Origin of the sequence: Roseomonas sp. USHLN139, assembly GCF_037145735.1 — a bacterium.
Taxonomy (GTDB): Bacteria; Pseudomonadota; Alphaproteobacteria; order Acetobacterales; family Acetobacteraceae; genus Pseudoroseomonas.
Genome location: NZ_JBBCWY010000014.1, coordinates 13,113 through 25,095 on the forward strand (window position 1 = coordinate 13,113; position 11,983 = coordinate 25,095).

12 protein-coding genes are annotated in these 11,983 nt (G+C 71.5%); 6 read left to right on the forward strand and 6 right to left on the reverse strand.

The features are described from left to right. Positions 1–133 precede the first annotated feature (133 nt). Positions 134–862, forward strand: a complete 729-nt coding sequence (ubiG, locus tag WFI16_RS24210) for a bifunctional 2-polyprenyl-6-hydroxyphenol methylase/3-demethylubiquinol 3-O-methyltransferase UbiG (protein ID WP_419900428.1) — start codon at positions 134–136, stop codon at positions 860–862. 51 nt (positions 863–913) lie between these two features. On the opposite strand, the gene WFI16_RS24215 is transcribed toward ubiG, so the two are convergent. Next, positions 914–1,336 carry an organic hydroperoxide resistance protein gene (locus WFI16_RS24215; RefSeq protein WP_419900429.1) on the reverse strand — a complete coding sequence of 141 codons (423 nt, stop codon included), beginning with the start codon at positions 1,334–1,336 and terminating at the stop codon, positions 914–916. A gap of 124 nt (positions 1,337–1,460) precedes the next feature. On the opposite strand from WFI16_RS24215, the gene WFI16_RS24220 reads away from it, so the two are divergent. Beyond that, entirely contained in the window at positions 1,461–1,913 is a 453-nt protein-coding gene (locus tag WFI16_RS24220; RefSeq protein ID WP_419900430.1) for a MarR family winged helix-turn-helix transcriptional regulator, read from the forward strand. 42 nt (positions 1,914–1,955) lie between these two features. Here the strand turns inward: WFI16_RS24220 and WFI16_RS24225 are convergent, their stop codons facing one another. Genes WFI16_RS24225 through WFI16_RS24235 form a run of 3 tightly spaced genes read right to left on the reverse strand, consistent with a single transcriptional unit; the run spans position 1,956 to position 3,640 of the window. Continuing rightward, a complete protein-coding gene (locus WFI16_RS24225) occupies positions 1,956–2,483 on the reverse strand; it encodes a DUF1178 family protein (RefSeq protein ID WP_419900431.1) in 528 nt (175 codons plus the stop codon). A 48-nt stretch (positions 2,484–2,531) separates the two neighbouring features. Beyond that, the gene (gene grxC / locus WFI16_RS24230) at positions 2,532–2,792 is read right to left on the reverse strand and encodes a glutaredoxin 3 (protein WP_419900432.1); all 261 of its coding nucleotides are present in this window, start codon (positions 2,790–2,792) and stop codon (positions 2,532–2,534) included. A 32-nt stretch (positions 2,793–2,824) separates the two neighbouring features. Then, positions 2,825–3,640 (reverse strand): double zinc ribbon domain-containing protein, encoded by an 816-nt coding sequence (locus tag WFI16_RS24235; protein ID WP_419900433.1) that lies wholly within the window; start codon positions 3,638–3,640, stop codon positions 2,825–2,827. 122 nt (positions 3,641–3,762) lie between these two features. Between WFI16_RS24235 and WFI16_RS24240 the strand changes: the two genes are divergently transcribed. From WFI16_RS24240 to radC, 3 genes are all read left to right on the forward strand, one after another. Further along, entirely contained in the window at positions 3,763–4,641 is an 879-nt protein-coding gene (locus WFI16_RS24240) for a methyltransferase domain-containing protein (RefSeq protein WP_419900434.1), read from the forward strand. A gap of 171 nt (positions 4,642–4,812) precedes the next feature. After that, on the forward strand, positions 4,813–5,628 hold the full coding sequence (map, locus tag WFI16_RS24245; RefSeq protein WP_419900435.1) for a type I methionyl aminopeptidase: 816 nt from the start codon (positions 4,813–4,815) through the stop codon (positions 5,626–5,628). 57 nt (positions 5,629–5,685) lie between these two features. Further along, positions 5,686–6,447, forward strand: a complete 762-nt coding sequence (gene radC, locus WFI16_RS24250) for a RadC family protein (RefSeq protein ID WP_419900436.1) — start codon at positions 5,686–5,688, stop codon at positions 6,445–6,447. Between the two features lie 70 nt (positions 6,448–6,517). Here the strand turns inward: radC and WFI16_RS24255 are convergent, their stop codons facing one another. Both WFI16_RS24255 and WFI16_RS24260 read right to left on the reverse strand, forming a co-directional pair. Further along, positions 6,518–7,882 carry an ABC1 kinase family protein gene (locus tag WFI16_RS24255; protein ID WP_419900437.1) on the reverse strand — a complete coding sequence of 455 codons (1,365 nt, stop codon included), beginning with the start codon at positions 7,880–7,882 and terminating at the stop codon, positions 6,518–6,520. Beyond that, positions 7,875–9,707 carry a M3 family oligoendopeptidase gene (locus tag WFI16_RS24260; RefSeq protein WP_442970737.1) on the reverse strand — a complete coding sequence of 611 codons (1,833 nt, stop codon included), beginning with the start codon at positions 9,705–9,707 and terminating at the stop codon, positions 7,875–7,877. The genes WFI16_RS24255 and WFI16_RS24260 overlap by 8 nt, the downstream gene beginning before the upstream one ends. Positions 9,708–9,885: 178 nt before the next feature. Here WFI16_RS24260 and WFI16_RS24265 point away from each other — a divergent pair, with 178 nt between their 5' ends. Then, positions 9,886–11,607 carry an AMP-dependent synthetase/ligase gene (locus WFI16_RS24265; protein ID WP_419900438.1) on the forward strand — a complete coding sequence of 574 codons (1,722 nt, stop codon included), beginning with the start codon at positions 9,886–9,888 and terminating at the stop codon, positions 11,605–11,607. Positions 11,608–11,983: the final 376 nt, after the last annotated feature.

Below are 11,983 nucleotides of genomic sequence, written 5' to 3' on the forward strand. Positions count from 1 at the left end.
GACCGGGCTGCCGGGAAAGCCTCCCCTGGCGGCCGATCAGGCACGGATTGCCGCGCGGGCCCTGGTTGCGGCCGGCGCGGGGCTGGGACAGATAACGGGGGTCGCGCCCTGCCGCAACCGGAGAAGCCGCCCGATGCCCGCCGAGACCACCGCCCTCGAGGCCGAGATCGCCAAGTTCGACGCCCTGGCGGAACGCTGGTGGGACCCCGACGGCCCCATGGCGCCGCTGCACCGCATGAACCCGCTGCGCTGCGGCTGGATCGCCCGCCGCTTGGCCGCGGCCGAGGGCCGCCAGGGCGAGGACCTCACCGGGCTGACCCTGCTCGATGTCGGCTGCGGCGCGGGCCTGGCCAGCGAGGGCGTGGCCCGCCTCGGCGCCCGCGTCACCGGGCTGGACGCCGCCGGCACCGCGCTGGAGGCCGCCCGCGCCCATGCGACCCGCTCGGGGCTCGAGATCGACTACCGCCAGGGTCGCCCGGAGGAGCTCGCGGCCGAGTGCGCCCGCTTCGATGCGGTGATCGCCCTGGAGGTGATCGAGCATGTCGCCGACCGCGGCGCCTTCCTGGCGGCGCTGGCCAGCGTCACCAAGCCCGGCGGCCACGTCTTCCTCTCGACGCTGAACCGCACGCCGAAGAGCTTCCTCTTCGCCAAGGTGGGCGCCGAATACCTGCTGCGCCTGCTGCCGCGCGGTACCCATGACTGGAAGATGTTCGTCACCCCGGCCGAGCTCGGGGCGGAAGCCCGACGGGCGGGGCTGCGGGTCGCCGACATCGCCGGCATGGTCCCGAAGCTCGGGACGAAGGACTGGAAGACCAGCAGCGACGTGAGCACGAACTACATCGTCGCGGCCAGAAAAGAGTAAGAAGGCTGGGGAGAAGGTATTCTCCCCAGACCCCTCATCTATTTCTGTCGGTCAGACCGCGACCGTCGTCGTCACCGGGATATTGCCGCGGGTCGCGTGGCTGTAGGGGCAGACGCGGTGCGCGCGCTCGACCAGATCCTCGGCCGCGGCCTGCTCCATGGCCGGCAGCGACACCGTCAGCGCCACCTCCAGGCCGAAGCCCTCGCCGTCCTCGCGCTGGCCGATGCCGACCTCGGCCGCCACCGCAACGTCCTGCGGCAGGCTGATCTTGCGCTGGCCCGCCACGTACTTCATCGCGCCGAGGAAGCAGGCCGAATAGCCGGCGCCGAACAGCTGCTCGGGATTCGTCGCCCCGCCCGCGCCACCCAGCTCCTTCGGCGGCGCCAGCTTCACCGCCAGCAGCCCGTCATCGCTGCGGGCGGCACCCTCGCGGCCACCGGTGGCGGAAACACGGGCGCGATACAGGATCTTCATGGGGTCGGGTTCCTTGCAGGCCGCAACCATCGCGGCGTTCGATTGCGCACAATCTAATCGGACAAAAGTTGCTGTCAATCCCATTGCGCACTATCTATCTTCACGAGACAGCGTGGAGGACAGCATGGCCGACGAGGCGCCCCTGCGGTTGCAGGACCATCTCTGCTTCGCGATCTATGCGGCGGCGCATGCCTTCGGCCAGGCCTACCGCCCCTATCTGGAGCCGCATGGCCTGACCTATCCGCAATATCTGGTGCTGCTGCAGCTCTGGGAGCGCGACGACCGCACGGTGCGCGAGCTCGGCGACGGGCTGTTCCTCGACAGCGGCACGCTGACCCCCATGCTGAAGCGCATGGAGGCGGCCGGCTGGGTCGCCCGCCGCCGCGATCCGCGCGACGAGCGCGTCGTCCGCGTCACCCTGACGGCCAAGGGCGAGGCGCTGCGCCGGCAGGCCCGCGCTATCCCCGAGGCGCTCGGCTGCGCCGCCCGCATGGCCCCCGAGGAGATGGCGCCGCTGCGCGACAGCCTGACCCTGCTGGCCAGCCGGCTGCGCGGCCGCGACGAGGAAGCGGGCTAGGAAGGGCGGAACGGCGGCAAGCTGCCGCCCGGGGCGCCGGGGTCAGCCGTCGGCGCGCGGCACCCAGGGCAGATGGGCGATCTCGATGCCCTCATCCTGCAGCGCCTCGGCATCGCCTTCGCTGGTCTCGCCGTAGATGCCGCGCCGCTCGCTCTCGCCGCGATGCATGCGCCGCGCCTCCTCGGCGAAATCGGCGCCGACATAGTCGCAGTTCCTCTCGATCTCGGCGCGCATCTTCTGCAGCAGTGCCAGCACCTGCGCCGGCATCGGCCCGGCGGCGGCCTGCGGCAGGCCCGGCGGCCCGCCCTGGGCGACCGGCGCTGCCGGCGGCTGGGTCGCGGCGGGCACCAGGGCCGATTCGGCGGGCGGCAGCGGGGTGGCTTCGGCACGCCCCTTGACGCCCGGGGTCTTGGCGATGGCCGGGGCCATCAGGGCGCGGGTGACGCTGTCGCTGCCGCAGACCGGGCATTCGACCAGCCGGGCAGCGGCCAGCTTCTCGAAGGCGGCGCTGTCCTTGTACCAGCCGTCGAAGCTGTGTTCCTGGTCGCAACGAAGCTGGTAGTGGATCATTCGGGCCCTGGTCTGTGCGGCGGCAAGGGAGGATCGAAGGCCGGGGGTTTAGCCCGCCTGCAGCAGCGCATCCAGCTTGCCGGCACGCTCCAGCGCCATCAGGTCGTCGCAGCCCCCGATCGACTGACCGTCGATGAAGATCTGCGGCACGGTGGTGCGCCCGCCGGAGCGACGGATCGCGTCGTCCCGCTCGGCCGAGCCGTTCGGCGCGTCGTATTCGGTGAAGCTGACCTCCTTGCGGCCCAGCAGCAGCTTGGCGCGGGAGCAATAGGGGCAGAATGCGGTGGTGTAGATTTCGACCTGGGCCATGCCGTGACACATCGGCGTCACCGCGGCTCCGGTCAAGAGCGTTGCCGCGTCGCGGCGGGGCCTTCCGGCGGATTGCTCTCGGCCTCCAGCCAGGGATCGGGCACCCGCGCCGCCGCCAGCACATCCACCGCCGCCGCGCCGCCCTGCAGCAGGACGTGGCAGCAGGCGCCGGCGGTGGCGCCGGTGGTCAGCACATCGTCGACCAGCAGCAGGCGCCGCCCGGCGATGCGCCCTGCCGCGCCCGGCGCCAGAGCGAAGGCGCCGGCGACCGCCGCCAGCCGGGCCGCCAGCCCCTTCTCGCCCAGCGAGGCGGTGCGGCGCGGCCGGCGCAGCAGATCCGGCGCCCAGGGGCGGCCCGACAGCCGCGACAGGGCGGCGGCCAGCAGCGCCGCCTGGTTGTAGCGCCGGCGCAGCAGCCGCCAGCGATGCAGCGGCACCGGGACGATCAGCTCGGCCCGCGCCAGCAGCTCGCGGCCGGCATACGCCATCTGCCGCGCCAGCGGCCCGGCCAGCTCGGCCCGGTCGCCATGCTTGAAGGGCAGCAGCAGCCGCTTGCTGCCCTCGGTGTAGAGAAAGGCCGCCCGCGCCCGGCCATAGAGCGGCGGCGCCATCAGGCAGCGCGAGCAATAGGGCGCGCCATCCTCGCCCTGCTCGGCCTGGGTGGGATCGGCGAAGGGCACGCCGCAGGCGTCGCAGCAGGGCGGCGTGATCTGCGGCGTGGCGGCGAAGCAGGGCGCGCAGAGCGTGCCGTGCTGCAGCACCGCCTCGCCGCAGCCGAGGCAGCGCGGCGGCAGCAGGGCGTCGAGCACGGCACCGCCCAGGCGGCGCCAGGGTGGCGCAAGCGTCATGGGTGCAGCCTTCCTGGCACGTCACTCACGATTTCGTGATCGTAGCCTGTGATCCGGCCCGGCTGCAAGCACGGCTTGCGCGCGGCCGCGGCTTGGCGCATGGGCGCGGCATGGCGGATGCGATGCGGGTTTTCGATCGGGCTCTGGTGCGGCGGCGGCGCGACCGCGCGGCGGCGGGCGTCGGCCAGGTGGCGCCGATCCTGGAGGCGGCGGCCGAGCGGCTGCTGGACCGGCTGGACGACACGCTGCGCCGCTTCGACCGCGCGCTGGAGATCGGCGGCCGCGGCGTGGTGGCGCCTCTATTGCGGGCCCGTGGCGTCGGTTTCACCGTGTCGATGGACCTCTCGGCGCGGATGGCGGCGGGGGCCGGCGGGCTGCCGCTGGCGGCGGACGAGGAATGGCTGCCCTTCGCCCCGGGCAGCTTCGACCTGATCGTCGCCAATCTTTCTCTCCATTGGGTCAACGACCTGCCGGGGGCCCTGCTGCAGATCCGCCGGGCGCTGGCGCCGGACGGGCTGTTCCTGGCCACCCTGCCGGCGCTGGGCACGCTGCAGCCGCTGCGCGAGGCGCTGGGCCAGGCCGAGACCGCGCTGCGCGACGGCCTCAGCCCGCGCGTCTCGCCATTTCCCGAGATCCGCGACGGCGCCGCGCTGCTGCAGCGGGCGGGCTTCGCCATGCCGGTGGCTGACCGGGAGCGGCTGGACCTGCGCTACCGCTCGGCGCTGGCACTGCTGGCCGATCTGCGCGCCGCCGGCGAGGGCAATGCCGTGCTGGCGCGCGACCCGCGCATCCCGCCGCGGGCACTGTTCCCGATGGCGCTGGCCAGGCTGGCGCCGGGGCCGGACGGCACCCTGGCCGCGCCGCTGGAGATGCTGACCCTGACCGGCTGGGCGCCCGGGCCGAACCAGCCGAAGCCGGCGCCGCGCGGCAGCGGCCAGGTCAGCCTGGCCGAGGCCTTCGGCACAATCGAGCACAAGACGGGCGACAAGCCGGGGTCCTAGGGCGGCCCGCGGCAGAAGGCAGGCGATCCGCTCCGGCACCCTGTTCAATCCCGTCATTCAGGCTTTCCGGCGGCTCCCCCTCGGGCCGTGGCGCTCGAGCAGCCTCGGCAGACCTGCCCTGCGGCGCCAGCGCCTTGCAAGCGGCAGGCGTTTTGCGCATCTTCCCGCGTCATGGAACAATCCGGTGCCGAGGCGCGGCGCATCACATTGCACGCGCCGGAAGATTTCGAGGGAATGCGCCGCGCGGGCCAGCTGGCCGCCGCGACGCTGGACATGATCACCCCGCATGTCCGCCCCGGCGTGACCACGGCGGCGCTGGACAAGACCATCCAGGACTTCATCGAGGCCCAGGGCGCCACCTCGGCGACGATCGGCTATCGCGGCTACCAGCACGCCTCCTGCATCTCGATCAACCATGTGGTCTGCCACGGCATTCCCGGGCCGCGCGCGCTGCAGGACGGCGACATCCTGAACATCGACGTCACCGTCATCCTGGATGGCTGGTACGGCGACACCAGCCGCATGTTCGCCGCCGGCACGCCCAGCACCAAGGCCCGGCTGCTGACGGACGTGACGCATGAGAGCCTGATGCTGGGCATCGCCGCGGTGAAGCCGGGCGCCCGGCTGGGCGATATCGGCCACGCCATCCAGAGCTATGTCGAGAAGCACCGCTTCAGCGTGGTGCGCGACTTCTGCGGCCATGGCATCGGCCGCACCTTCCATGCCGCGCCGAACGTGCTGCATTTCGGCCGCCCGGGCGAGGGCCCGGTGCTGAAGCCGGGGATGTTCTTCACCATCGAGCCGATGGTGAACACCGGCCGCCCGGACGTGAAGGTGCTGGACGATGGCTGGACCGCGGTGACCCGCGACCGCGGGCTGTCGGCGCAGTTCGAGCACATGATCGGCGTGACCGAGGAGGGCTGCGAGATCTTCACCCTCTCCCCTGCCGGTCTGCACAAGCCGCCCTACGCCGCCACCAGCGCCTGATCCTGCTGGACAAGCTGCGCCGCCTTCGTTCAACCTGCGGGTGAGAACGGAGGCCGCATGCGGAAGCCGCCCGGCATGGCGGAGGCCGGGACGCTGTCCCCTGCCCTGCTGCCCGACCTGTTGAGCCCTGCCCCGCTGCCGCCGCGTCCCGTGGCGGCGGAGGGGCATCGCGCGCGCATGCGCCAGCGGCTGCTCGGCACCGGGCCCGAGGCGCTGCTGGATCACGAGCTGATCGAGATGCTGCTGTTCCTGGCGCTGCCGCGGCGCGACACCCGCGCGCTGGCGCATGCGCTGCTGGCGCGCTTCGGCAGTTTCGCGCGGGTGCTTTCCGCCCCGGTGCCGGCGCTGCTGGCGGTGGAGGGGCTGGGCGAGGCCGGGGTGGCGGCGCTGAAGACGGTGCAGGGCGCGGCGCTGCGGCTGCTGCGGGCCGAGCTGCTGGACCGGCCGGTGCTGGACTCCTGGGAGGCGCTGACCGGCTATCTGCGGGCGGCGATGGGGCGCGAGGGTGTCGAGCAGTTCCGGGTGCTGTTCCTCGATGTCCGCAACCGGCTGATCGCCGACGAGGCGCTGGGCCGCGGCACGGTCAACCACACGCCGGTCTATCCGCGCGAGGTGGTGAAGCGGGCGCTGGAGCTGGGCGCCACCGCGCTGGTGCTGGCGCACAACCATCCGAGCGGGGATGTCTCTCCGAGTGCGGCCGATGTCTCGATGACCGCCGAGGTGCGCCGTGCCGCCGAGGCGCTCGGCCTGGTGCTGCACGACCACCTGATCGTCGGTGCCGGCCGCTGCCTGTCATTCCGCGCCGAGGGGCTGCTGTAACCGCGGGGTCCGGGGTGGCCGTTGCCACCCCGGCAGGGGTCCAGGGGGCAGCGCCCCCTGGCCTGTCTTCTCAGCGCGGCACCCCCGCCTCGTCCAGCGCCTGCTGCTGCCGCGCCTGCAGTTCCTGCTCGTTGAAGCCTTCGATCAGCTCGTTGAACAGCCGGTGCCAGTTCAGCCGGGCGTCGAGCCGCAGGAAGGCGCTGCCCAGCCCGACCGCCCCCCGATCCACCAGCACGAATTCCCGCGGCGGCCGCACGCCCCCGGTACGCTTCAGCCCGGCATGGACCTCGGACGCCACCTTCCGCCCGAAATCGGGGTCGTCGCTTTCCTGGATCGGCCGCACCCGGTCATCGAGCAGCGGCTCGTGCAGGAACTTCGCCCAGAGGCCGAGCACCTCCATCTTCTCCTTCGAGAGATCGGTGAAGCCCCAGATGCGATAGGCCTCGGCGGCTTTCTCCTGGTCGTTGTCGCGCAGCGCCTCGTAGAGCATGACCACGCCGCGCAGGAAGGCGGGCGGGAAGACGCGGATGGCGCCGAAATCCAGCAGGTTGATGCCGGCGGGGCTGTCCGCGGTCGGCTGGCGGATCTGGTAGTTGCCGAGATGCGGGTCGCCATGGATGACGCCGTAGCGATAGAAAGGAACGTACCAGGCGCGGAACAGCGCGGTTGCATAGGCGTCGCGCTCCTCCTGGCTGGGGTCCTCGGCCAGGCGGTCGAGGATCGGGCGGCCCTCCAGCCAGGTCATGGTCAGCAGCCGCTTGGAGCAATAGCCCTCGACCGGGGTCGGCGTGCGGATGGTCGGCTCGTCGCGCAGCATCAGGTTGTAGAGGCGCATCTGCGCCGCCTCGCGCTCGTAGTCGAGCTCCTCGCGCAGGCGGTCGCAGAGCTCGAGATAGACCTCGTCATGCTGGATGGCGTCGTCCATCCGGGCAAAGAGGCCCATGGCCAGCTTGAGCTGGCGCAGATCGGCCTCCACCACGCTGGACATGTCCGGGTATTGCAGCTTGCAGGCGACGGGGGTGCCGTCCGGCAGGGTGGCGCGGTGCACCTGGCCGAGCGAGGCGGCGGCCGAGGCCTCCTGGCCGAAGCTCTGGAAGCGCGACTGCCAGGCCGGGCCCAGCTCGCTCGACATGCGGCGGCGGACGAAGGCCCAGCCCATCGGCGGCGCATTGGCCTGCAGCGCCGCCAACTCGGCCGCGTATTCCTTCGGCAGGGCGTTGGGAATGGTGGTCAGGAACTGGGCGACCTTCATCAGCGGGCCCTTCAGCCCGCCCAGCACCGCCTTCAGATCGCCGGCATGCGCCGTGCGGTCGGTCTTGAGGCCGAGGAAGCGCTCCCCGGCGACGCGGGCGGCGATGCCACCCACGGCGCCGGAGGTGCGCGCCATCCGGCGCAGCTCGCCGAAGAGGGAGCTGCCTTCGCGGTCGTCAGCCATCCGTGTTTTCCAGCTCGTCGATGAATCCGGCGATGACGTTCAGCCCCTTCTGCCAGAAGGCGGGGTCGGAGGCGTCCAGCCCGAACGGGGCCAGCAGCTCCTTGTGCCGCAGGGTGCCGCCGGCGCGCAGCAGCTCCAGGTACTTCTCCTGGAAGCCGGGGACGCTGCCCTCCTGGAAGACGCCGTAGAGGGCGTTCACCAGGCAGTCGCCGAAGGCATAGGCATAGACGTAGAAGGGGGTGTGCACGAAATGCGGCACGTAGGACCAGTAGATCTCGTAATCCGGCGTGAACTCGAAGGCCGGGCCGAGGCTCTCGGTCTGCACCTGCATCCAGAGCGCGCCGATCTCCTCGCGTGACAGCTCGCCCTTGCGGCGGGCATCGTGCAGCAGGGTCTCGAAGCGGTAGAAGGCGATCTGGCGGACCACCGTGTTCAGCATGTCCTCGACCTTGCCGGCCAGCAGCGCGCGGCGGCGCTTCGGGTCGGTCTCGGCATCCAGCACGGCGCGGAAGGTCAGCATCTCGCCGAAGACCGAGGCGGTCTCGGCCAGGGTCAGCGGCGTGCCCGACATCAGGTAGCCCTGCTGCGCCGCCAGCACCTGGTGCACGCCATGGCCCAGCTCATGCGCCAGGGTCATCACGTCGCGCGACTTGCCGTGGTAGTTGACCAGCAGATAGGGGTGGGCCGAGGGCACCGTCGGATGCGCGAAGGCGCCGGAGGCCTTGCCCGGCCGCAGCGCCGCGTCGATCCACGGCTTGTCGAAGAATTCCTTGCCGATGCGGCCGAGCTCGGGATGGAAGCCGTGATAGGCGGCAAGCACGCGGTCGCGCGCCATCTCCCAGGGGATCTGGCTGTCATCCTCATTGGGCAGCGGCGCGTTGCGGTCCCAGTGCTGCAGCTTGGGCAGGCCGAGCCACCGGGCCTTCATTGCGTAATAGCGGTGCGACAGCGCCGGGTAGCTAGCGACGACGGTCTTGACCAGGGCGTCGACCACCTCGTCCTCGACCATGTTGGCGCGGTTGCGGCTGCTGCCCGGCCGCGGATAGTTCCGCCAGCCGTCGATGATCTCCTTGTCCTTCGCCAGGGTGTTGGTGATCAGGGTGAACAGGCGGGCCTTGTCGCCGAAGGCGGCGGAGACGCCCTTGGCCGCCGCCTCGCGGATGGCGCGGTTGCCGTCGGACAGCTTGTTCAGCGCGCCGGAGACATTCAGCGTCTCCTCGCCCACCTTCACCTCCATCCCGGCGATGGTCTCGTCGAACAGGCGGTTCCAGGCCGAGCGCCCGGTCACCTCCTTGTCATGCAGCAGCTTTTCCACCTCGTCCGACAGCTGGTGCGGCCGGAACACCCGCAGGTCGCGTAGGAAGGGGCGGTAGCGGGCCAGCGCCCGGGACGACAGCTTCTTCTCGAGGACCGCCTCCTCCAGCTTGTTCAGCTCCAGGCTGAAGAACAGCAGGTGGCTGGAGATGACCGTCGCCCGCTCCTGCATGGTCTGGTAGAAGCGGCCATTGGCCGGGTCCTGGGCATCGCCGGAAAAAACCAGCGATGCGAAGGACATGACCCGGCCCAGCACCTCCTCCAGCCGTTCGTATTCGGCGATGGCCGCGGCCAGGGCGTCGCCCGACAGGCCTGCCAGCCGGCCGGCATGGGCGTCGGAGAAGGCGCGGGCCTCGGCATCGGCGCGCTGCAGATCGGCCTCCAGCGCCGGGTCGGCCGGGCCGGCATAGAGATCCTTCAGGTCCCAGACCGGCAGCGGCCCCGCATTGCCCGGACCGCCAGGACGGCCGGAAGTGTCGCGAGAAATCGGATGGGCATCGGAGAGCTGCACGGGAAGCCTTGCGGTTGTGGTTCTCTGACAGTCGATATAAGCCCCTGAGGACGCAGGCCAAGCGCCCCCCACCCTTCCTTGTGCCAGGGGCGCCCGGGAAACCGGCCCGAGGCCGCTTCGCCAGGCCGGCCGCGGCCCGGCAGGAGGCCCCCAACGACGGAAGGAAAACGCCACCGCCATGCCCGCCGCCGAGGACAACTGGACCAGCCTGCCCGCGCTGATGCTGGGCCTCTCCCGCGCCTGGCCGGACCGGCCGATGCTGCGCTACTGGCGCGGCGGCGACTGGCGGCGGATGAGCTGGTCGGAATTCGCCCTGCAGGTGGCCTCGGTGGCGGCGGGGCTGCGCGCCCGCGGCGTCTGCCCGGGCGACCGTGTGGTCATCGTCGCCGAGAACCGGCCGGAATTCCTGGTCGCCGACTGCGCCATCATGGCGGTCGGCGCCGTCTCGGTGCCCGGCTACACCACCAACACCCTGGCCGACCACACCCATCTGCTGCGCGATTCCGGCGCCCGCGCCGCCATCGTCTCCACCAGCCGGCTGGCCCAGACGCTGGCCGAGGCGGCGGGCATCGGCGGGCTCGACCTGCTGGTCTCGATGGAGGAAAGCGCCGCGGAAGGCGGGGGCGCGGTCAGCTGGTCCAGCCTGGTCGAGACCCGCGGCGACCTGGCCATGCTCTATGCCGAGGCCGAGCAGATCCCGGCCGGGCGGCTGGCCTGCCTGATCTATACCTCCGGCACCGGCGGGCCGCCCAAGGGCGTCATGCTGCCGCACCGGGCCATGCTGGCCAATCGCGACGGCATCTACCACATCATCGCCGCGCTGAAGCTGCCGAAGGACGCCTCGTACCTGTCCTTCCTGCCGCTCAGCCACGCCTATGAACACACGGTGATCTACCTGCTCTGCTCCTTCGGGCTGGAGGTGGTGTTCAGCCGCGGCGCCGAGAAGCTCTCGGCCGAGCTGGCCGATATCCGCCCGCAGGTGCTGACCGCCGTGCCCCGCCTGTTCGAGGTGCTGCGCGCCCGCATCCTGGCCGGGCTGGAGAAGCAGTCCGCCTTCCAGCGCGGCCTGTTCGAGCGGACCCTGCGCCTCGGCCTGAAGCGCCTGGATGGCGGCGGGCTGAACCTGGCCGAGAAGCTGCAGGACGCGGTGCTCGACCGGCTGGTGCGCAGCAAGGTGCGCGCCCGCTTCGGCGGCCGGCTGGTCGCCATGGTTTCCGGCGGCGCGCGGCTCGACCCGGACCTGTCCGGCTTCTTCCTGGCGCTCGGCCTGCCGGTGCTGCAGGGCTATGGCCAGACCGAGGCCGGGCCGGTGGTCAGCGTCAACACCCCCTGGGACAATGACCGCACCACGGTGGGCCGGCCGCTGCCCGGCGTCACCCTCCGCATCGCCGAGGATGGCGAGGTGCTGGTGCGCGGCCCGCTGGTGATGGACGGCTACTGGAACCAGCCGGAGGCGAGCGCCAGCGCGCTGCGCTCCGCTCCGCCCGAGGGCGAGACCTGGCTGCACACCGGCGATGTCGGGCAGCTGGTCGAGGGGCGGCTGCGCATCACCGACCGCAAGCGCGACTTCATCAAGACGCTGGGCGGCGACATGGTCAGCCCGGCGCGGCTGGAGAGCCTGCTGATGGCCGAGCCCGAGATCGCCCAGGCGGTGGTCGCGGGCGAAGGCCGCCCCGGCCTCGCCGCCCTGCTGGTGCCGGCCGACCGCCATGGCGAGGACGCGGTGAAGGCGGCGCTGCGCCGGGTCAATGGCAAGCTCTCGGGCATCGAGCGGATCCGCTACTCCGCCTGCGTCGCGCCCTTCACCGTCGAGAACGGGCAGATGACGCCGACCATGAAGGTGAAGCGCAAGGTCGTGCTCGGCGACCATGCGGCCGTCATCGAGAAGCTCTACCAGTAGCGGCAGACGGCCACAGAAAAGGCCGGGGGAATGGCTTCCCCCGGCCTTACCGTCGATCGGTTGGAGAGCCACCCCGTGAATGGGGCGGCCGCCGCGCCTCAGCCGATGGTCTCGATGACCAGGCGGCGGATCTCGGCCTGCGTCATCGACACCGGCTGCGCCGCCTGGCGCGGCGGGTGCTGGATCATCGGCAGGCTCAGCGGAACGTTCTTCTTCATAGGCTTAAACTTATCCTCCGGGTGCGGCGCCCATCGGCGCTCCCCCCGGTTCTTGCTTCGGTGAGAGAAATGCCGGGTTCTGCCGCGTGCTTCGCGGCCAAGAACCCTTGCCGGCGCCATGAGTTGCGGCAGCCGGCAAAAAATCACCCAAAATCGCC

Excerpts from the sequence above, each read along its gene's own strand:
- ubiG (WP_419900428.1), top strand. The coding sequence starts at position 134 with ATGCCCGCCGAGACCACCGCCCTCGAGGCCGAGATCGCCAAGTTCGAC.
- WFI16_RS24215 (WP_419900429.1), bottom strand. The coding sequence starts at position 1,336 with ATGAAGATCCTGTATCGCGCCCGTGTTTCCGCCACCGGTGGCCGCGAG.
- WFI16_RS24220 (WP_419900430.1), top strand. The coding sequence starts at position 1,461 with ATGGCCGACGAGGCGCCCCTGCGGTTGCAGGACCATCTCTGCTTCGCG.
- WFI16_RS24225 (WP_419900431.1), bottom strand. The coding sequence starts at position 2,483 with ATGATCCACTACCAGCTTCGTTGCGACCAGGAACACAGCTTCGACGGC.
- grxC (WP_419900432.1), bottom strand. The coding sequence starts at position 2,792 with ATGGCCCAGGTCGAAATCTACACCACCGCATTCTGCCCCTATTGCTCC.
- WFI16_RS24235 (WP_419900433.1), bottom strand. The coding sequence starts at position 3,640 with ATGACGCTTGCGCCACCCTGGCGCCGCCTGGGCGGTGCCGTGCTCGAC.
- WFI16_RS24240 (WP_419900434.1), top strand. The coding sequence starts at position 3,763 with ATGCGGGTTTTCGATCGGGCTCTGGTGCGGCGGCGGCGCGACCGCGCG.
- map (WP_419900435.1), top strand. The coding sequence starts at position 4,813 with ATGGAACAATCCGGTGCCGAGGCGCGGCGCATCACATTGCACGCGCCG.
- radC (WP_419900436.1), top strand. The coding sequence starts at position 5,686 with ATGCGGAAGCCGCCCGGCATGGCGGAGGCCGGGACGCTGTCCCCTGCC.
- WFI16_RS24255 (WP_419900437.1), bottom strand. The coding sequence starts at position 7,882 with ATGGCTGACGACCGCGAAGGCAGCTCCCTCTTCGGCGAGCTGCGCCGG.
- WFI16_RS24265 (WP_419900438.1), top strand. The coding sequence starts at position 9,886 with ATGCCCGCCGCCGAGGACAACTGGACCAGCCTGCCCGCGCTGATGCTG.